The organism is Porticoccus sp. GXU_MW_L64 (assembly GCF_052983295.1).
Genome location: NZ_JBRKJK010000005.1, coordinates 82,978 through 102,405 on the forward strand (window position 1 = coordinate 82,978; position 19,428 = coordinate 102,405).

At 54.3% G+C, this 19,428-nt stretch carries 20 protein-coding genes; 15 read left to right on the forward strand and 5 right to left on the reverse strand.

The annotated features are described in order from the left end of the window. Nucleotides 1–110 precede the first annotated feature (110 nt). The 3 genes from ACVBEJ_RS04660 to ACVBEJ_RS04670 all read right to left on the reverse strand — a co-directional run bounded on the left by ACVBEJ_RS04660 (nt 111) and on the right by ACVBEJ_RS04670 (nt 1,414). Nucleotides 111–788 (reverse strand): RDD family protein, encoded by a 678-nt coding sequence (locus tag ACVBEJ_RS04660; protein WP_447128441.1) that lies wholly within the window; start codon nt 786–788, stop codon nt 111–113. A 69-nt stretch (nt 789–857) separates the two neighbouring features. Next, complete coding sequence (locus ACVBEJ_RS04665; RefSeq protein ID WP_447128442.1) at nt 858–1,190, reverse strand: DUF5615 family PIN-like protein; 333 nt, start codon at nt 1,188–1,190, stop codon at nt 858–860. Further along, entirely contained in the window at nt 1,187–1,414 is a 228-nt protein-coding gene (locus tag ACVBEJ_RS04670) for a DUF433 domain-containing protein (protein ID WP_447128443.1), read from the reverse strand. Before ACVBEJ_RS04670 ends, ACVBEJ_RS04665 begins: the two co-directional genes overlap by 4 nt. Before the next feature lie 152 nt (nt 1,415–1,566). Between ACVBEJ_RS04670 and ACVBEJ_RS04675 the strand changes: the two genes are divergently transcribed. From ACVBEJ_RS04675 to ACVBEJ_RS04735, 13 genes are all read left to right on the forward strand, one after another. Beyond that, on the forward strand, nt 1,567–2,184 hold the full coding sequence (locus tag ACVBEJ_RS04675; RefSeq protein ID WP_447128444.1) for a CDP-alcohol phosphatidyltransferase family protein: 618 nt from the start codon (nt 1,567–1,569) through the stop codon (nt 2,182–2,184). Nucleotides 2,185–2,341: 157 nt separating this feature from the next. After that, on the forward strand, nt 2,342–2,800 hold the full coding sequence (gene rpsF, locus ACVBEJ_RS04680) for a 30S ribosomal protein S6 (RefSeq protein WP_447128445.1): 459 nt from the start codon (nt 2,342–2,344) through the stop codon (nt 2,798–2,800). A 3-nt stretch (nt 2,801–2,803) separates the two neighbouring features. Then, complete coding sequence (rpsR, locus tag ACVBEJ_RS04685) at nt 2,804–3,031, forward strand: 30S ribosomal protein S18 (RefSeq protein WP_447128446.1); 228 nt, start codon at nt 2,804–2,806, stop codon at nt 3,029–3,031. 40 nt (nt 3,032–3,071) lie between these two features. Continuing rightward, nucleotides 3,072–3,899, forward strand: coding sequence for a hypothetical protein (locus ACVBEJ_RS04690; RefSeq protein ID WP_447128447.1), 828 nt, complete (start codon nt 3,072–3,074; stop codon nt 3,897–3,899). A 26-nt stretch (nt 3,900–3,925) separates the two neighbouring features. Beyond that, a complete protein-coding gene (gene rplI, locus ACVBEJ_RS04695) occupies nt 3,926–4,375 on the forward strand; it encodes a 50S ribosomal protein L9 (RefSeq protein WP_447128448.1) in 450 nt (149 codons plus the stop codon). Nucleotides 4,376–4,574: 199 nt separating this feature from the next. Then, nucleotides 4,575–6,017, forward strand: coding sequence for a replicative DNA helicase (gene dnaB / locus ACVBEJ_RS04700; protein ID WP_447128449.1), 1,443 nt, complete (start codon nt 4,575–4,577; stop codon nt 6,015–6,017). 258 nt (nt 6,018–6,275) lie between these two features. Further along, nucleotides 6,276–7,124, forward strand: a complete 849-nt coding sequence (gene panC, locus ACVBEJ_RS04705; protein ID WP_447128450.1) for a pantoate--beta-alanine ligase — start codon at nt 6,276–6,278, stop codon at nt 7,122–7,124. 184 nt (nt 7,125–7,308) lie between these two features. Next, entirely contained in the window at nt 7,309–7,689 is a 381-nt protein-coding gene (gene panD, locus ACVBEJ_RS04710) for an aspartate 1-decarboxylase (RefSeq protein WP_447128451.1), read from the forward strand. A 192-nt stretch (nt 7,690–7,881) separates the two neighbouring features. Then, nucleotides 7,882–9,819 (forward strand): acetate--CoA ligase, encoded by a 1,938-nt coding sequence (acs, locus tag ACVBEJ_RS04715; RefSeq protein WP_447128452.1) that lies wholly within the window; start codon nt 7,882–7,884, stop codon nt 9,817–9,819. Nucleotides 9,820–9,885: 66 nt separating this feature from the next. Continuing rightward, complete coding sequence (locus tag ACVBEJ_RS04720) at nt 9,886–10,092, forward strand: type II toxin-antitoxin system VapB family antitoxin (RefSeq protein WP_447128453.1); 207 nt, start codon at nt 9,886–9,888, stop codon at nt 10,090–10,092. After that, nucleotides 10,089–10,457 (forward strand): type II toxin-antitoxin system VapC family toxin, encoded by a 369-nt coding sequence (locus ACVBEJ_RS04725; protein ID WP_447128454.1) that lies wholly within the window; start codon nt 10,089–10,091, stop codon nt 10,455–10,457. The genes ACVBEJ_RS04720 and ACVBEJ_RS04725 overlap by 4 nt, the downstream gene beginning before the upstream one ends. Nucleotides 10,458–10,598: 141 nt before the next feature. After that, nucleotides 10,599–11,408 (forward strand): SDR family oxidoreductase, encoded by an 810-nt coding sequence (locus ACVBEJ_RS04730; protein ID WP_447128455.1) that lies wholly within the window; start codon nt 10,599–10,601, stop codon nt 11,406–11,408. 42 nt (nt 11,409–11,450) lie between these two features. Further along, nucleotides 11,451–12,389 (forward strand): class I SAM-dependent methyltransferase, encoded by a 939-nt coding sequence (locus ACVBEJ_RS04735; RefSeq protein WP_447128456.1) that lies wholly within the window; start codon nt 11,451–11,453, stop codon nt 12,387–12,389. Between the two features lie 52 nt (nt 12,390–12,441). Here ACVBEJ_RS04735 and aceK read toward each other — a convergent pair whose 3' ends face one another. After that, nucleotides 12,442–14,187 (reverse strand): bifunctional isocitrate dehydrogenase kinase/phosphatase, encoded by a 1,746-nt coding sequence (gene aceK, locus ACVBEJ_RS04740; RefSeq protein WP_447128457.1) that lies wholly within the window; start codon nt 14,185–14,187, stop codon nt 12,442–12,444. 75 nt (nt 14,188–14,262) lie between these two features. Further along, nucleotides 14,263–15,861, reverse strand: a complete 1,599-nt coding sequence (locus tag ACVBEJ_RS04745) for an isocitrate lyase (RefSeq protein ID WP_447128458.1) — start codon at nt 15,859–15,861, stop codon at nt 14,263–14,265. Nucleotides 15,862–16,002: 141 nt separating this feature from the next. Between ACVBEJ_RS04745 and ACVBEJ_RS04750 the strand changes: the two genes are divergently transcribed. Both ACVBEJ_RS04750 and ACVBEJ_RS04755 read left to right on the forward strand, forming a co-directional pair. Further along, complete coding sequence (locus tag ACVBEJ_RS04750; protein ID WP_447128459.1) at nt 16,003–16,950, forward strand: LysR family transcriptional regulator; 948 nt, start codon at nt 16,003–16,005, stop codon at nt 16,948–16,950. A 163-nt stretch (nt 16,951–17,113) separates the two neighbouring features. Next, the gene (locus ACVBEJ_RS04755) at nt 17,114–19,315 is read left to right on the forward strand and encodes a malate synthase G (protein ID WP_447128460.1); all 2,202 of its coding nucleotides are present in this window, start codon (nt 17,114–17,116) and stop codon (nt 19,313–19,315) included. Nucleotides 19,316–19,428 lie beyond the last annotated feature (113 nt).

Here is a 19,428-nt window from a genome sequence, read left to right on the forward strand (position 1 = left end):
GTGGATTAGCCGCAGGCGTAATCCACCAAGTCTGGCGTAGTGAATCGGTGGATTACGCCTGTGGCTAATCCACCCTGCGCAATCTGACATAAAGGTGTTGAACAGCAAAGTTAGCTCCCTTTCCGCAACCACTGGGCATAGCCGTGCAGTGTATTGGTGGCTTTTTCAGCCGGTGCCCGGGTGATGGGCGACAGCATGTTGGCCAGCTCGCGGGCACGGGCATCGGAAAAGCCACTGCTGCGCTCGGCAAAATTGGTAATGGCCTGCTGTTCGGTTAAGTCCAGCGGGCAGGGCGGTGGCAGGGGTCTTTGTTGCGGCAGGGGCTTTTCGCTGTTTTTGTCCGGTGCATACACCACCACTGTACCCGCTGCCAGATCCCCAAGGCGTTTGAAGTCGCGATTGAGCAGAGTGCTGAGCAAACCAAAGCCGTAGAAAAACGGTAAAAAGTCCACCACTCGCAGCAGGTTGCGCAACAGCGAAGCGCTCCAGCTCAACGGGGTGCCATTGTCCTGACACACCAGCAGGCCCATCACCTTTTTGCCCGGTGTGGCACCGCGAATAGCCTCGAACACCACCGGGTAAAACCACTCCAGCAGAAACACCATAATTAACAGGCCGCCCCGACCCACTTTGCCCAGGAGTGAAAATATCCACCAGGCTACAAGGAAGATCGCGCTGCGAATCAGTATGTCGATCAGCCAGGCACTGGCACGCACCGCCGGGCCAGCCAGTGGCAGTTTGAGTTCGATACCTTCAGGGGTTTCGTAGTGGCGCAGAGTGTCGATCACTGACAGGGGGCTTCCAAGGCAAGTAGTGGGCTATTGTGTATTGGTATATTGATAAGGACAAGGGAGCTGTCAGTAAACTTCAAGGCACCAGGTTTCATTGCCAATGAATGCTTCCTCAATAGCTGTCTGGCTGGACAGTAATTTTTTTAAAATAGTTGCTTTGGGTTGGTTGCCGCATTTTAACCAAATGACTAAGGGCGGCCCGCCCATCAACAAACTGTGTTCATGAAAATCCGCATCCAGGGTCACAATACTGAAATCATGGATTCGGGCGTATTCCCATATTTCTTTATCGGTGGTTGTCTCCATGCCCAGCAAGCTTACATGAGAACTATCGGGGTAGCTTTCGCACAGTGCTGGAATAATCCGCCGGGACAGATTTTGATCGAGTAATAGTTTCACGCCGCGTGAATAGATGTCAGGTGGTGTTCTCGTTCAGCTGCGTAGCTCAGGCACGCCTGAATTTTCTCGGTGTTTAATTCAGGAAAGTCCTCAATGATCTCGTTCGCTGTCATTCCCTGGGCCATCCAGCCAAGTACATCGTATACGCTGATGCGGCTATTTTTTAAACATGGTTTGCCGTTGCGTTTCCCGGCAACAATTTCTATATGTTCTCGATAGTTCATAGGTTGTTTCTCCCAGATTGCTCAACATTCTAGCCTGTTTGCCGTGGAATTGTCTTATGCGTCGAATATGGATGGATAAGTGGTGAAAAAGTCACCATCAACCACCAGGCGATGGCTTCCAACTGTTCAGAAAGCCGTGGTATAACAACAACATGGAGATGCACAAGAAGGAAAAGATTTTTTCCATTCCCAACATATTGAGCCTGAGTCGCCTTTTTATGGTGCCGGTATTGTTGTGGCTGGCGTGGCTTGGTGACGGTGGCACCTTTTTGTTGTTGTTGGCGTTTTCGCTGCTCACGGATTGCTTCGATGGCTTTCTGGCCCGCAAGCTGGGGCAGACCACGGAGCTGGGGGCCAGGCTGGATACCTGGGCGGATGTGCTGACCTATGGCGCCATGGCCTTTGGTTTGATGTGGGCCTGGCCGGAGCAGTTCCACAGCGAACGCTGGTTTGTGGCACTGGCCATCGTTGCCAACCTGCCGCCGATACTGGTGTGCCTGGCGCGCTTTGGTTGTTTCCCCAGTTACCATACCTGGGCGGCCAAGGGAGCAGCGTTGCTGCTGGCCCCGGCGTTTTTCTGGCTGACCCTGTTTGAAGATTCCTCCTGGCCGTTTCGCGTTGTGGTTTTGCTGCACGTGTGGGTGGCGATGGAGGAAGTGCTGATTACCTTTATGCTCAAGGAGTGGCGCTGCAATATTCCCAGCGTGTTTCACCTGATGGCAGAGAGCCGCCGCCAACGGCCCAGAGTTGGCGGGCTACGGGAGGATTAAACACCCGCACATGCATACCTGCCCACGCCCGCATCCCTTGCTTGCATCTGCATGAGTACCTCACTATAATTCCGCGCCCCCAGCTTCCCAGAGGCTGGGCCTCCTTGCCGCACTACATCGAATGGTAGGCGGCTGTTTTAATCCGTAAGGAGTCACAATGAGACATTACGAAGTCGTGTTCATGGTCCACCCGGACCAGAGCGAACAGGTTCCGGCTATGATTGAGCGTTACACCAAGGCGATTAACGACGCCAAGGGCAGCGTTCACCGGCTGGAAGACTGGGGCCGCCGCCAACTGGCATATCCCATCAATAAAATCCACAAAGCGCACTATGTTCTGATGAACATCGAATGCCCGCAGGAAGTGCTGGACGAAATGACCTTCAACTTCCGTTACAACGACGCGGTGCTGCGCAATCTGGTGATCAAACGCGATCAGCCGATCACCGAAGATTCTTCCATCATGCAGGCCGAGCGCGCCGAAAAAGCCGAGCGCGAGAGCCGTGAGCGTCGCCGTGAGGAACGCCAGGCCCAGGAAGCTGCCAAGGCCGAAGCGGAAAAAGCCGCCGAGCCAGCAGCCGAAGCTGCTGAAGAAACCACCGGTGAGGGAGAATAAGCCATGTCACGTTTTAGCCGTCGTCGCAAATTTTGCCGTTTTACTGCCGAAGGCGTTACCGAGATCGACTACAAAGATCTGGAAACCCTGAAAGCCTACATTACCGAAACCGGCAAGATCGTACCGAGCCGCATTACCGGTACCAAGGCCAAGTACCAACGCCAACTGGCCAGCGCCGTCAAACGCGCCCGCTATCTGGCACTGCTGCCTTACACAGACAGCCACAAGTAAGAAATACCCCGCAATCGTGCGCGCCCTGGCTCAATTAATTATGCGTGGGCGCGCCCAGGCGATTGCGGTAGCGTTTGCAGGCAGTTTGTTGCTGCCTTATATCAGCCTCGCTGCGGTGGGGCTGGTAACCCTTAGAAAAGGAATTCAGGAAGGATCGCTGGTGCTGTTGTGCTCGCTGATTGCGCCTTTGTTATTGGTGCCGGCGGGGGTTCCTCTGGCGGTAATGGTGGCGTTATTTGTTGCCACTATGATAGCCGCTGTTGTACTGCGCAGCACCCGCTCCTGGACGGTGACCCTACTGGCCGTGAGCGCCATCAGTACTTTGATATGGCTGCTGCTTGGTGCCATGTCGGAGCCCGGTGAGTTGAGCGCGCAACTGCTTCAGAACCTGGAGATGTTTGCCCTCAGTGAAGAACGGATGCCCTGGTTGGCGGCACTGAAAAGTTACAGTGACGGCGAATGGGCGGCGATCTTTGCCAGTGTCACAGCATTGGAACTGTTGTTCTGCTTGCTGCTGGCCCGTTGGTGGCAAGCTCTGTTGTATAACCCCGGAGGGTTTCGCACAGAGTTTCATCAACTGCGCTTTAGTCGCGGTCAGGCGATGTCGCTGGTAGTGGCCATACTGCTGTGCACCCTGGTGGGTAACAGCTGGCAACTGTGGGTCAATGTGTTTGCCCTGCCGCTGTTAATTGCAGCCATTGCACTGGTTCACTGGTTGGTAGCGGAAAGGAACCTGGGTGTGCAAACGCTGATTATGTTTTATGTGGGGCTGATTTTGGTGATGCCATTGTTTGTCCCCGTGCTGGTGGTAGCCGCATTTACCGACAGCATTGTGAATTTGCGCCGTTACTTACGTAAAGCGCAGTAAAAAGTTACATTTAAGAGGATACCGAGATGGAAGTAATCCTGCTGGAAAAAATCGGCAAGCTGGGCACCATTGGCGACAAAGTTAATGTAAAAGCCGGCTATGGCCGCAACTACCTGATTCCCAATGGCAAAGCCGTATTTGCCACGGACGCGAACCTGGCGGAATTTGAAGCCCGCCGCGCCGAGCTGGAAAAAGCCGCTGCCGATGCCCTGGCAGCCGCCGAAGCCCGCGCTGCAAAGCTGGAAGAGGTGGCTATTACCATCGAAGCCAACGCTGGTGACGAAGGCAAGCTGTTCGGTTCTGTAGGCACCGACGCCATCGCTGAAGCCCTGGAATCTACCGGTGCCGACGTGGTGAAAAGCGAAGTGCGCCTGCCGGAAGGCGCGATTCGCGAAGTGGGTGAATACGAAGTGGATGTTCAGCTGCACGCGGAAGTGACTCGCACCGTGAAACTGGCTGTTGTTGCCCAGGCATAATTCGGCTTACAACACAGTTTTAATCCGTGTAACAATACGGCACTGCCTGAACCCTTGGGTTTGAGCAGTGCCGTTTTTGTTTGGGTTTTCAGCCGCCACTACCGTCATTGCGAGGCCGCAGGCCGCGGCAATCTCGTGACGTTGGCAGAGTGCTGATGGAGATTGCCACGGCCTGCGGCCTCGCAATGACGAGAATATAATGAACACAGTAGTCGATATCGAAGACGCCCGCGAAGTGCGGGGCCAGCCGTTACCGCACTCCATTGAGGCGGAACAGGCGGTGCTGGGCGGCCTGATGATCGCCAACGAAGGCTTCGATACCGTGGCGGCGATTATCGTCGAAGACGATTTCTACAGCCACGACCACCGGGTGATTTTCGCCGCCATGCGCCAACTCAGCGAGCAGCAGAAGCCGCTGGATCCGGTGACGCTGTCGGAACTGCTGGACACCAATGAAGAACTCGACCAGGTAGGTGGCATGACCTACCTGGCGGATATCGCCGCCAATACCCCCAGTTCTGCTAACCTGGCTGCCTACGCCTATATCGTTCAGGAACGGGCCATTGTTCGCCAGCTGATCAAGGCGTCCAGCGACATCGTCAAGCGGGGTTACCAGCCCTCCGGTTGGGACAGCAGCCGCCTGCTGGCGGAGGCGGAGCGCAAGCTCAACGAAATTATCGAAAACCGCCCCCGTGAGGGGGGATTTGAAAACGTCGATAATTTGCTGAAAGAAGCCATCGATAAGCTGGAAGAACTGTTCAACAGCGAAACGGACATCACTGGCCTACCCACGGGCTTTCGCAAACTCAACGACATTACTTCCGGTTTCCAGACATCCGACCTGATTATTGTCGCCGGGCGGCCCTCCATGGGTAAAACCACGGTCGCCATGAATATGGTGGAACACGCCACACTGCATCAGGAGCGGCCGGTATTGGTGTTCAGTCTGGAAATGCCCGCCAGCCACCTGATGACCCGCATCCTGTCGTCCACCGGCAAAATCGACTCCAAGAAAATGCGCGATGGCCAGCTGGGGGAAGACGACTGGCCCAGGCTCAATGGTGCGGTGCAGCGCATGCGCGGCAGACCATTGTTTATCGACGATACGCCGGGTATTTCCCCCATGCAGATGAAAAACCGCATCCGCGACCAGGTGCGCAGCCAGCGGGAAATACTGAAAAAACAACAGCCGGATTGGAATACGGAAAGACTCGATCGGGAGAGCTTGCCCGCGCTGATTATGGTGGACTATATTCAGCTGATGAGCGGCAGCGTACCGGCGGAAAGCCGTACCCAGGAAGTGTCGCAGATTTCCCGTGAATTGAAGGGCATTGCCCGGGAATTCAAATGCCCGTTGATTGCCCTGTCCCAGCTCAGCCGGAATGTGGAACAGCGCCCCAACAAACGCCCGGTAAACTCCGACCTGCGGGAATCCGGCGCCATTGAGCAGGACGCCGATATCATCATGTTTGTCTACCGTGACGAGGTGTACAACGAAGATTCGCCAGACAAAGGCATTGGCGAATTGATTATCGGCAAACACCGCAACGGCGAACTGGGTACCGTGCGCCTGGCGTTTTTGGGCAAATACACCCGCTTTGAAGATTTGGCGGAAGATTATTTTTCGGGTGATGAGTATTAATTTAGGCTGGGTGCTAATTTGCTGTTTGTGAGGTTATTACCCGGCTTATGTTGGTCGCACGTCGCACGTCGCACGCTAAAACCAGGCTCCCTTCTTACTGTCATTCTGGGCGAAGCGAAGAATCTCGCGCCAGAAACGAAGTGTGAGATCCTTCGCTTCGCCCAGGATGACAAAGGAGGGTGCTTTTAGCGTGCGACGTGCGGCCACTTGAAAAGAACACCTTCGCAGCAATTTCTACCCAACCAGCTTAGTACCACCATGAAACTATTCCACACCGTACAAGGCATCCGCGATGCCGTTACCGCCAGCCGCAGCGATGGCAAGCGTATCGGCTTTGTGCCCACCATGGGCAATCTGCACGACGGCCATCTGCAACTGGTTCGCCTGGCGCGGGAGACCTGCGATGCAGTAGTGGTGAGTATCTTCGTCAATCCGTTGCAATTCGGTTTGAATGAAGACTGGGAAACCTACCCCCGCACTTTGGAAAGCGATGCCCAAAAACTGGAATCCGTGGGCTGTGACTACCTGTTCAATCCCACCGAAGCTGAAATTTACCCCAACGGCATGGCGGATCAAACCCGCGTAGTGGTGCCCACCATGACCGATATTCTCTGCGGTGCCAGCCGCCCCGGTCACTTTGAAGGGGTCACCACTGTTGTCTCCAAACTGTTTCATATTGTGCAGCCGGATGAGGCGGTGTTTGGCATCAAGGACTATCAGCAACTGGCGGTGATTCGTCGCATGACTGAAGACCTGTGTATTCCGGTTAAAGTCGTGGCAGCCCCTATTGCCCGCGACCACGATGGCCTGGCGCTGAGTTCTCGCAACAGCTTTATCGGCGATGATGAGCGTCCCAAGGCAGATGTGCTGTACCGCACCCTGTGCTGGATCGCCGAGCAGGTCAGCGCTGGCGAGCGAGACTTTGTGCAGCTGCAGGAGCAGGCGCGCCAGTGCATTGCCGAACAGGGTTTTCAGCCGGATTACATCTCCATCCGCCAGGGCAAAACCCTGGAACCCGCCGCCTGCGACGACACTGATATTGTGGTGCTGGGTGCCATGTACGCCCGCAATGCGCGGTTGATTGATAATGTGACGGTGAGCCTGTAGAGGCCCACTGTCATCCTGAGCGCAGCGTAGGATCTCTTTGGTTAGTCGAACTACGAGATCCTTCGCTGCGCTCAGGATGACGGAGTGCCCGGGATGGAGTACCCGGGGTGGATTGCCCGGGCTGGCCTTCCGGCAATTCAACGTTATAATACCGCCCCATTTTTAAGAACACCGGTTTCACCCAATGCAAAGCAAGATGTTGAAAGGCAAACTCCATATGGCCACCGTTACCCAGGCGGAACTCTGGTACGACGGTTCCTGCGCCATCGACCAGGAGCTGGTCAAACTGGCGGGCCTGCGCGAGTTTGAATACATCGAAATCTACAACGTCAGTAATGGCGAGCGCTTTGCCACCTACGTGATTCTGGCGGAGCCGGGTTCCAAAACCATCTCCCTCAATGGCGCCGCCGCCCGCAAAGTGCAGGTGGGTGACCGCATCATCATCGCTGCCTATGGCCACTACGACGAAGCGGAACTGGCCAATTTCAAACCGCGCCTGATCTATCTGGACGAACACAACAACGTGGAACGCACCGCCAATACCATTCCGGTGCAGGTGGCGTAAGGTTTACATTCGTCATTGCGAATCGCTGTAAGTGATGTGGCAATTTCCGCTCAAACGAAATTTTCCGGCGGCGCTGTAAGCGTCAGTTTTCGTTTTTTTAGACATTAGTCCAACTGCGGGCAAATTGTTTTACACAGTGCCCGAATGTGCAGTATCTTGCTCCTTTTGTTGCCGCAAACACAGGGAGCCCCCATGCACGAATTTCCCCTTCACCCGGTCAGCGAAGCCTGGAAACAGCGCGCTCATATCGACGCTGACACTTACCAGCAAATGTACCGCCAGTCTTTGGATGATCCTGAGTCCTTCTGGACAGAGCAGGCCAGCCAGTTTTTGCAGTGGCATCAACCCTGGCAGCACGTGTGCGAATACGATTTGCCGAAGGGGGAGGCCAGTTGGTTTGGCGGTGGCAAGCTCAATGTGGCCAGCAATTGCATCGACCGCCATCTGAACCAGCGCGGCGACCAGACGGCGATTATCTGGGAAGGGGATAACCCGGAAGACAGTAAGCACATCACCTATCTGGAACTGCATCAGCAGGTGTGCCGCCTGGCCAATGTGCTGAAAGGTCGTGGCGTGAAAAAAGGTGACCGGGTGTGTATCTACATGCCCATGATTCCCGAGGCCGCCTACGCCATGCTCGCCTGTGCCCGCATTGGCGCTGTGCATTCGGTGGTGTTTGGCGGTTTTTCGCCGGAAGCCCTGAAGGACCGCATTCTCGATTCCGATTGCCGCCTGGTGATTACCGCCGACGAAGGTGTGCGTGGCGGCAAATCAGTACCCTTGAAAACCAATGTCGATACCGCTCTGGCCAATTGCCCCAACGTACACAGCTGTGTGGTGGTGCGCCGTACCGGGGGCGACATTGCCTGGAATAACGACCGCGATATCTGGTATCACCAAGCCAGCGAAAATGTCGATGGCCATTGTCCGCCGGAAGTCATGGACGCTGAAGACCCGCTGTTTATCCTCTACACCTCTGGCTCTACCGGCAAACCCAAGGGGGTGCTGCACACTACCGGTGGCTACCTGTTGCAGGCGGCCATGACCCACAAGTACGTGTTCGACTACCAGGATGGCGAGGTCTATTGGTGTACCGCCGATGTGGGCTGGGTGACCGGCCACAGCTATATCGTCTACGGCCCGCTCTGCAACGGTGCCATCACCCTGATGTTTGAAGGCGTGCCCACTTACCCGGATGCGTCACGCTTCTGGCAGGTAATCGACAAACACCAGGTCAATACCTTCTACACAGCACCCACCGCAATCCGCGCCCTGCAAGGAGCCGGTGATGACTTTGTCACCAAAACCAGCCGCAGCTCACTGAAGCTGCTGGGCACTGTGGGCGAACCCATCAACCCGGAAGCCTGGGAGTGGTATCACAAGGTGGTGGGTGAAGAGCGCTGCCCCATTGTCGATACCTGGTGGCAGACGGAAACCGGTGGCCATATGCTGACCCCGCTGCCGGGGGCCACGGCACTAAAACCCGGCTCGGCAACCCGGCCTTTCTTTGGGGTGGAACCGGTGATTCTCGATGAAAATGGCAACGAGCAGGAGGGGGCGGCAGAGGGTATTCTGGCTATCAAACGCTCCTGGCCCGGCCAGATTCGCACCGTTTACGGCGACCATCAACGGCTGATCGATACCTACTTCTCCACCTTTCCCGGTTACTACTTTACCGGCGACGGTGCCCGCCGCGACGAAGATGGCTACTACTGGATTACCGGTCGCGTGGACGATGTACTCAATGTGTCCGGCCACCGTATGGGTACTGCGGAAGTGGAGAGCGCCCTGGTGCTGCACGACGATATCGCCGAAGCTGCGGTGGTGGGTTACAACCACGATATCAAAGGGCAGGGTATCTATGCCTACGTCACACCCATGACTGGCGTTGAACCGACGGAAGAATTGCGCAAGCAACTGATCGGCCTGTGTGTGGAAGAAATTGGCCCCATCGCCAAGCCGGATATTATCCAGTGGGCGCCGGGCTTGCCGAAAACCCGCTCCGGCAAAATTATGCGCCGGATATTGCGCAAAATTGCCGGTAATGAAATCGATAGCTTGGGGGATACCTCGACACTGGCGGATCCGTCAGTGGTGGAGCAGTTGATTGAAAATCGGCATAACCGGTAATTATTGTTTCGCCACCTTGAATCAAATATGATGCATATTGTCATCATATTTGATTTAAGGTGATCTATGCGTACCACAGTAACCATTGACGATGCGCTTTACGAAAAAGCACTGGAAGTGGCAGGTGCCAATATCGGCAAAGCCGATTTATTCCGTGAGGCAATCAGTACATTTATAAGAGTGCAGGCTGCTAAACGCCTTGCCGCCCTTGGGGGCAGTGTGCCCAATATGGAAAATGTACCTCGGCGTAGAAACAGCGCCACCAATAAATGAGTGTACTTGTCGATACCTCTGTCTGGGTGAACCACTTCAAACATAACAGCCCTCAACTTGTGGAATTGCTGTTGCGTGATGAAGTTCTTATTCACCCGATGATTTTGGGCGAACTGGCCTGTGGAACGCCGCCATCTCCGCGCAAACAGACGTTGGATGATATTGGCTTATTGCGGCATGTAAAGCAGGCCACAACGAACGAAGTAATTGCGTTTGTTGAACGAGAACGGCTTTATGGGCGCGGCTGCGGTTTGGTTGATATGACCTTGCTGGCGTCTGTACTGATTACGCCGGGTGCAAGTTTGTGGACGCTGGATAAGCGACTTGCGAAATTGGCTGCCGACTTTGGCGTTTTTAAGAGCTAGAAAAGATCGTCCGGATTTACATCTGAAGTCACAATTCCAACGACCACATGGTCATAAGTGAGCCCTCCCCAAGTCTATACAGCGTGCCTGTGTCGGTTAATACTTGTGGATTATTTTTAAATAATCCAATGGAGCCCCGCCATGTCCACCACCTTTAACTACCAAAACAAAACCGTCTTCGTTGTCGGCGGTACCAGCGGCATTAACTTGGGTATCGCCAAGGGCTTTGCTCAGGCCGGTGCGCGATTGGCGGTATTTAGCCGGGATCAGGAAAAGGTGGATGCGGCGGTTATCGAGTTGCAAGAATCAGGTGCCGAGGCAGTGGGTTACAGCGCCGATGTGCGCGACTTTCAACAGATTCAAAACGCCTTGCAGCAGGCTCACCAACAGTTGGGGGATATCGATGTGCTGGTATCCGGTGCCGCCGGTAACTTCCCCGCCGCTGGCAAGGCCATGTCGTCCGCCGCTTTCAAGGTGGTGGTGGATATTGATTTGAACGGCACTTTCCATGTGTTGCGCGCCGCTTATGAGCTGCTGCGCAAACCCGGTGCAGCGGTGATCAATATTTCCGCGCCCCAGGCGTTTTTGCCCATGCAGATGCAGGCCCATGTGTGTGCGGCCAAGGCGGGAGTGGATATGGTTACGCGCACTTTGGCGATGGAGTGGGGGCCGGATGGGGTGCGGGTAAATTCCCTGGTGCCTGGCCCCATCGCTGGTACCGAAGGCATGAAGCGCCTGGCGCCGACCCCGGAAATTCAGCAGGCGGTAACCCAATCTGTGCCTCTCAAACGCCAGGGCAGTTGTGAGGATATGGCCAACGCCGCGCTGTTTATCGCCTCGCAGCAGGCCAGTTATATCAGTGGCGCAGTGCTGCCGGTGGATGGTGGCTGGTCGCTGGGCGGCGCGTCGGTAATGGGGGAAGGGTTGGCGAAGATGATGAAAGCGCAATAAGATCGGCGCACGTCCAAATAATTCTGAATACGGGAGATAAGCATGTACCAAAAAATATCATCCATCCGGGTTGTGGCCAGTGCCGTTGTTTTACTGATATTGGCGGCTTGTGGTCAAAGTGAAGCGCCCGGTAAAAACAAAGCCGTTGATGCAACCCCCGTTGAGGCTTCAGCCAACGCGCCAGAGAATCCATTGGGCGCGATCATTGCCGCCCAGCCCGCAGAAACCAAAGCCCGTTACGCATACCGCCATCCCAAAGAGACTCTTGAGTTTTTTGGTATTGAGCCCGGTATGACGGTTGTGGAAGCACTGCCTGGCGGCGGTTGGTACACCAAAATTATTGCCCCCTATCTCGGTGTGGACGGCGCAGTGATTGGTGCCGATTACGACCAGGCGCTGTTTCCACTGTTTGGTTTTTTCAGCGATGAAGCGCTGGAAGCGAAAAAAACCTGGACAACAGATTGGCCTGAGAGAGCAGCCAGTTGGTTCGATACGCCGGTTGCCAGAATTGATGCCTTTCAGTTTGGCTCCATGCCATCACAGTTGGAAGGGACTGTTGATGCAGTGCTGTTTATTCGGGCACTGCACAATCTGGCGCGCTTTGAAGGCCAGGGGGGATTTCAGACGGCAGCTCTGCAAGAAACCCTAAAAGCCCTGAAGCCCGGAGGGGTTGTTGGTGTGGTACAGCATATGGCCCCTGAAGATGCCGACGATAGCTGGGCTGGCGGAGCGGCAGGCTATATCAAAAAAAGCTATGTGATCGCCACCCTGGAAGCGGCGGGACTGGAACTGGTGGCGGAATCCGATATCAATCGCAACCCCAAAGATCAGCCAACCAATGATGACATTGTCTGGCGTTTGCCGCCCACCCTGCACGGCACTAAAGACAACCCGGAGCAGGCGGCCATCAATACCGCTATTGGCGAGTCTGACCGCATGACACTGTTGTTCCGCAAGCCAGCAGATGGAGCTGACAAATAAGCCATATTACGATATACACAAGGACGTGTTTGCCGCTGGCTCACAGGGTCTTTCATAAGCGGCTATTTTCATCGTAGGGAAATATATCAGCCACTTCTCCGGCCTGTAGCCGCTGTTTCAGTTTTTGCCAATAATCTACCTGATAAATATCGCCGTGCTTTGTCTCAAAGGCGACCCTGGCTTGTTGGTGGCCACTGAAAAACAGCGGGAACTGTTCGGGGAATACATCGTTGGGTTCGGTATCGAACCAGTTGTCATCTCCCAGATCGTCGTTATCCGCCTGGGGCAGGTGACGAAAGTTGCACTGGGTAATGGGGCAAATTTCGTCGTAATCGTAAAATACCACGCGGCCGTGACGGGTAACACCAAAGTTTTTAAACAGCATGTCGCCGGGGAATATATTGACCGCTGCCAGCTGCTTGATGGCCTTGCCGTACTCGTCCATGACTCGTTCGATTTGCTCGTTATTTGCGTTTTTTAAATAGAGGTTAAGCGGAACCATTTTGCGCTCAACATACACCTGCTGAAGCACCAGTGCATTGCCGGAAAGCTCTACACAGGAAGGCGCTTCGCGCAACAGCTCTTCGAGTAATGCTTCCGAAAAGCGGGATTTATCAAACGCCAGGTAACTGAATTCATAGGCATCCGGCATGCGGCCTGCACGGTCGTGGTCGCGCACAAACTGGTATTTTTCCACCACTTCCTGGCGGGTGATGTTTTTCGGTGCGGTGAAGCGGTCTTTAATAATTTTGTAGACGTATTCGGATTCTTCAATATCGAATACCAGCATGACCATGCCTTTAACACCTGGAGATATGCGGTACTGGCTGATTGTCGGGAGTTGTTGAGTGAAGTCTACCTTGTAACGGTAAAACTCGGTTTTGGCATGGCGGGCGAATCCCACTGCCTGATACAGCTCAAAGGTTTTTTTGTGAGGCATCAGTTGCTGCAAAAGTGCAACATATCGGCTCGGTGTTTCGGTATTAACCATAAAATGACTGCGGGCGAAACTGAATAATTTACTCAGTGCATCGTCGCCGAAAAGAATAGCATCCAGGTAAATTCCGCCATTCTCATTGTTTAATAGCGCCAGTGCTATGGATTGGCTGTGGCCGTTGCTGTCGCTAATGCGGCCAATAATATGGGCGGCTTTGTTGCGGAAAAACAGCGAGCGGGCAAATTCGATGGTGAAGGATGTCTTGTCGCCATCAGGCCAACTTCCCAGCAATTTTTTTTCTGCCGCCTGAGCGCGACTTGCCACTTCTACCGTAGGAAGGCTAAAACGGAAGTAGCTGAGTGCGGCTTCGATGGCCGCTGAGGGGCGGACAAAACCTTCTAGGGTGCATTGAATATCCACCGGCGAATAGCGCCTTGGGGCGTATTTTTTGTCGATAATAAAGACGTGTATATCGCGAATTTTATCGTGGCCAAATACCCGGCCAAAACAGGAATTAAAAAACGTTTGTGCGATCAGGGCATTGCCAGAATAGCGAACCAGATCGGCGTAAATATCTTTGGCGGCGCGCCATAGTTCGGGGGTTTTTAAAGTGTCGTTGAACTCGTTCTGCGCGTCTTCATGCACTTTACCAACAGCGCTTTTGTAGATGTGATTGCGCTCTTTGTTGGCCTGCTGCACATCGTGCCAGGCGGCTTGCTCAAAGCGCCGTTGTGCACCGGCGGTATTTTGCAAAAAGGCACTGAGCATGGCGTTGTAGCCGTTCAATATGCTGGCGGCCAGGCGCTCTGCCTGAATCGCTTTTGGTATATTGGCAGGCATGTTGGCCGATACATTATTCATGGCAATAGTATAACGACAATAAACAACCGCCCCACAATCAATATTGGTTGTGGGGCGGTTGTTTGACCCTTGGAGTTATGAGAATTGATTCATGGTGTTGTCTTTACCGCCCGCTTTCAGAGCGGCGGCACCGGAGAAGTAACCTTTGTGGTCGTCGCCGATGTTGGAGCCTGCCATATCCTGGTGTTTTACCGTGGCAACGCCTTCGCGAATTTCCCGGCGTTGTACTCCTTCCACGTAAGCCAGCATGCCATCGTCACCAAAGTAGTCTCTTGCCAATGTGTCGGTAGACAACGCCGCGGTGTGATAAGTGGGCAGGGTGATCAGATGGTGGAAAACCCCGGCCTGTTGTGCCGCTTCGCGCTGAAATTGGCGAATTTTTTGATCCGCTTCCAAGGCCAGTTCGCTATTGTCGTACTGGACGGACATTAACTGTTCCCGCTGGTAACCGCTCAGGTCGCGGCCCTCTTGCTGCCAGGCGTCAAATATCTGCTGGCGGAAATTCAGTGTCCAGTTAAACGACGGGCTGTTGTTGTACACCAGCTTGGCGTCAGGGATGACTTCACGGATGCGATTCACCATGCTGGCAATTTGCCCCACGTGGGGTTTTTCGGTCTCAATCCACAGCAAGTCGGCCCCCTGCTGCAGGGAAGTGATGCAGTCCAGCACCACGCGGTCTTCGCCGCTACCGGGTTTGAAATGGAACAGGCCGTTGGCTAGACGTTCGGGTTTAACCAGTTCACCGTTCTGACAAATGGCCAGGTCGCCATGTTGCAAATCTGCAACGCTATTGACCGGTGTGGCTTGCAAAAACTGGTTGTACTGGTCAGCCAGGTCGCCGGGTTGTTGTGATACCGGGATTTTCTGTGTCAAACCAGCGCCCAGGGAATCGGTGCGGGCAACAATCACACCATCGTCCACGCCAAGTTCCAAAAAGGCGTAGCGTACGGCGTTGATTTTCGCCAGGAAGTCTTCATGGGGCACAGTTACCTTACCATCCTGATGACCGCATTGTTTGGCGTCGGATACCTGGTTTTCAATCTGAATACAGCAGGCACCGGCTTCAATCATTTTTTTGGCCAGCAGGTAGGTGGCCTCTTCGTTGCCAAAGCCGGCGTCGATGTCGGCAATAATCGGCACCACATGGGTTTCAAAATTATCAATTTTGGTCTGTAATTCCATTTCTGCTTCGCTGTCTCCGGCGTCGCGGGCCGCATCCAGGTCGCGGAACAGGTGATTCAACTCCCAGGCATCCGCCTGGCGCAAAAAAGTGTACAGCTCTTCAATCAGCGCGGGTACGGCGGTTTTCTCGTGCATGGACTGATCCGGTAGGGGGCCAAATTCAGAGCGCAGCGCGGCGATCATCCAGCCGGACAAGTACAGGTAACGGCCCTTGGTGGAGCGAAAGTGCTTTTTGATGGAAATCATTTTTTGCTGGCCGATAAAACCGTGCCAGCAACCCAGCGACTGGGTGTAGTTGGCACTGTCGTTGTCGTAGGCTGCCATATCCCGGCGCATGATGCCGGCGGTATAGCGGGCGATATCCAGCCCGGTTTGAAAACGGTTTTGCAAGCGCAGGCGAGCAACACTTTCCGGATGAATACCTTCCCAAGTGGGCTGGTTGCCAATGGGGTTTGTGCTGATGGTGTCGATGTGTTTCTGATAGCTGGACATGATTTTTCTCTGTGTAGTAATGGAGTTGTACTGGACACAGAGTAGTGATCGAGTAAAAATAAAAGAAATTTATGTTTTTTATTTCAGGTATTTTTTTGGTGAATTCTAGTTGTCGCCCTTTTTACTGAGCACTGGTGATTTATGAACATCCGCAACGTCGATTTAAACCTGCTGATTTACCTCAGCGCCCTGCTGGAGGAGCGCAATGTATCCCGCGCAGCGGAGCGCCTGGCGATTACCCAGCCCGCTATGAGCAACGCCTTGAAACGGCTCCGTGAGCTGTTTGCAGACCCGCTTTTGGTGCGTACCAGCGAAGGTATGACGCCCACGGACAAAGCCCGCGCTCTGGAGCCAGAACTGGCAGCAGTGCTGGCTTCGGTAGAGGCTATGGTGCAAACCGAAGAAGACTTTGATCCGGCAGCGACAGAAGTCACCTTTCGTATACAGTGCAGCGACTATATCGAGTTCACCTTATTGCTGCCGTTTATTGCACAGGTACAGCAGCAGGCGCCGGGAATCGACTTTGATATTCTCTCTCCCGGTGACGCCAGCCTCCAGGCCATTGAAAAGGGTATCGTGGATTTGGCGATAAACCGTTTCTCACGCCTGCCCCAGGCGTTTCACCAGGCGACTGTGTGGCGAGACAATTTTTGTTGCCTGGTACACAAAGACCACCCCTATGCGGCCCAACAAACGTTGGAACAGTATCTGTCTGCAGAGCACATGTGGGTGAACAAGACCGGCCTTGGGGCTGCTCAGGGGGTAAGTCGCAAAGCGGATGTACACAAGCTGGGCTGGGTGGATGAGGCTCTGGCTGCATTGGACGAAAGCCGCAATATTCGTGTATTCAGTCGTCATTATATGGTGGCCAGCCATCTGGAGAGGTTGCCACACCTGATTGCCACGTTGCCCCGGCGTATGGCCATGGTTCAGGCACAGAATCCGGATTTACGCATAGTGAAAGTGCCGTTTCAGGTTGTGCCCATCGAAGTAAAAATGGCTTGGAGTCCGTTGTTGCAGCATTCGGCGCCTCACAAATGGCTGCGGCGTAGTTTGCTGGAAACGGCAAAGACAGTCTCGGATAGATAGTGATTGCGAGACGAGATCTACCACAAATCTCGAAGACGCGAATCTGCTCGTATATTCATTCTGTGAATCATAAAAATAAAAAACAGAAATGCTATTTATATAGATAATCTTCCAGAGACTTCCTACCATGCAATGGCAACGTCGTTAACTGGGACCAAGAGCCATGAATATGAACGCCACGCCAAACCCGAATATGCCCTACTGCGGAGAGCACTCACTGCGTGCTCGCAATAATCTGTACATTGACAATATGCTGCTTAATTTTATCGATACCGAGCTGTTAGCGGGCACCGGCATCAGCAGCGAGCACTTTTGGGAATCATTGGAAATTCTGGTGAAAGAACTGGGCCCGGTTGATCGCGCCCTGCTGGGGGAGCGCCGCCGCATGCAGCGGGCCATAGACGATTGGCATCGCAATAATCGCTTTGAACCACAGGCTTATTCGGCCTTTTTGGAAGATATCGGTTACCTGCTGCCAGAGCCGGAAGGCGTACAGGTAGCCACCACCAACGTGGATCCGGAAATAGCCACCACTGCTGCACCGCAACTGGTGGTACCGGTACAAAATGCGCGCTTTGCGCTCAATGCCGCCAATGCCCGTTGGGGCAGCTTGTACGATGCCCTGTATGGCAGCGATGCCATTGCCGGGGATATTGGCAGTGGCTACGACCCTCGACGGGGGGGGCGGGTTATTGCCAGGGGGCGCAGCTTTCTGGATGAAGCAGCGCCGCTGCAACAGGGCTCTCATGGCGAAGCTGTGGGCTATCAGATTGACGATAGCTGCCTGTGGGTAACACTGGACAACGGCCAGACAACCCTGTTGTGGGACGAAAGTTTGTTCGTGGGCTACTGCGGCGATCCAAAAAACCCTGACACCATCTTGCTGCGCCACAACGGTTTACACATTGAAATACAGTTCGACCCGCAAAGCCAAGTGGGTGCCAACGACCCGGCACACATCAGCGACATTGTGCTGGAATCGGCGGTGACTACCATTCAGGACCTGGAAGACTCCGTGGCCGCTGTAGACGGCGAAGACAAAACCGTGGCTTACCGCAATATGCTGGGGTTATACCGGGGGGATTTGAGCGCGCAATTTTTCAAAGACGGTCAGGTACAGTCCCGCGCTCTGGACCCGGATCGCAACTACCTGAATCCAGAAGGTCAGGAGTTTACTTTGCCTGGCCGCAGTCTGTTGCTGATGCGCAATGTGGGCTTTTTGATGACCACCCCCGCTGTACGGGACGAGGCCTGTTGCGAAATTCCCGAAGGCATACTGGATGCCCTGGTTACCGCCGTAGCCGCAATGCACGACCTGAATAAGCCGGTGGATCATCCTCTGCGCAATAGCAAAACCGGCAGCGTATATATCGTAAAACCGAAAATGCACGGCCCTAAAGAAGTGGCATTTTGCTGCCGGCTGTTTGCCCGGGTAGAGCAGTTGTTGGGTTTGCCTCACAACACTCTGAAGCTGGGGATTATGGACGAAGAGCGGCGTACTACGCTGAACCTGAAAGCCTGTATTCAAGCTGCCAGCGAACGGGTGATTTTTATCAATACCGGCTTCCTGGATCGCACTGGTGACGAAATTCACACCTCCATGGAAGCGGGGCCCATGGTGCCCAAAGACGCCATGAAAACTGAACCCTGGCTGGACACTTACGAACGCTGGAACGTCGCCACTGGTTTGCAATGTGGCCTGGCAGGTGTGGCGCAAATCGGCAAAGGTATGTGGCCCAAGCCTGACGATATGGCGGACATGCTGGCCACCAAAATGGCCCACCTGGAAGCCGGAGCCAGCTGTGCCTGGGTGCCTTCCCCCACTGCAGCCACTCTGCACGCGATGCACTACCATCAGGTTAATGTACGCGACTGCCAGCGACAACTGTCGGATCAGTTGGTGAATCGTCAGGCGTTATTGCAGATCCCACTGCTGAAAGACACCAGCACCTTGAGTGCCCAGCAAATTCAGCGAGAGCTGGACAACAACGCCCAGGGAATCCTTGGCTATGTGGTGCGCTGGGTGGACCAGGGGATTGGCTGCTCCAAAGTGCCGGATATCGATAATGTGGCGCTGATGGAAGATCGTGCCACCCTGCGTATCTCCAGCCAGCACATCGCCAACTGGTTGCGCCACGGTATTTGCAGTGCTGAACAGGTGACGGACACTTTCGCTAATATGGCTGCTGTGGTGGACAGGCAAAACAGCCACGACATCAACTACCGCCCCATGGCCGCTGACCTGGAAAACAATCTCGCCTACCAGAGCGCACTGGCGTTGGTGTTCCAGGGCTGTGAGCAGCCCAACGGCTATACCGAGCCGTTGTTGCATCACTATCGTCTGTTGGTGAAAAAAGCAGGGTAGATGTTGGTCTGTTGTTACCCCCGCCTTTGTGCGCTGCTGCCCGAAAGGGCCTCCCAAGCCGTCATTGCGAGCGCAGCGCGGCAATCCAGTGTCTTTTAAGTTACTGACTTAAA